The sequence below is a fragment of the Mesorhizobium sp. P3_A2 genome, from assembly GCF_056403115.1.
The window spans coordinates 1-547 of record NZ_JBFUGC010000057.1 but is presented as its reverse complement, the minus strand read 5'-3'; the positions used below and the strand labels follow the sequence as shown (position 1 = coordinate 547).

1 protein-coding gene is annotated in these 547 nt (G+C 69.5%); it reads right to left on the bottom strand.

What is annotated here, in order from left to right; translation table 11 throughout:
- Nucleotides 1-547: Ig-like domain-containing protein (locus AC1DXM_RS31995; RefSeq protein WP_477239563.1), on the bottom strand; the 547-nt coding region annotated here is incomplete at both ends.

Genomic DNA, 547 nt, shown 5'->3' with positions numbered 1-547 from the left:
GGGTGGTGCTTTCCTTCGAGGTGTCGGAGCCGGCCGATTCGCCAACACCGCGGCTGGCCAGGAGGTCATCCTCGTTGACGGTGACGTCGCCGCCGTTGGCAGCCGGCGTCAGGTCGGTGATCACCGGCGGCGAGTTGCCGATCGAGATGGTCAGCGTGGTGTGCGAGGTGTCGCCGTCGCCGTCCGTGATGGTGTAGGTGAAGACGTCGTCATGGCCGCCGGCCGAGCCGGCATCGCGGGTATAGGTGTAGGTGCCGTCGGCGGCCAGCGTCAGCTTGCCGTAGGCGCCCTGGATCTGGATGCCCAGCGTCGCGGTATTGTCGAGGGCGGCAGTGGTGTCGCCAGCGGCGACGCCGACCACGGCAGCGCCGTCGGCGCCCCTGGTGTCGGCAACCCCGTCGGTCGCGTTGCCGTCGAGGGCATCGGTTCCGCCAACCAGCACATTGCCGGTGGCCGGGCCGAACAGGCCGGCCCCGATGCTGTCGATGTCGGCGACCGCCGTCGGCACGTCATCGACGATGTTGACGGACAGGGTGCCTGTGGCGTT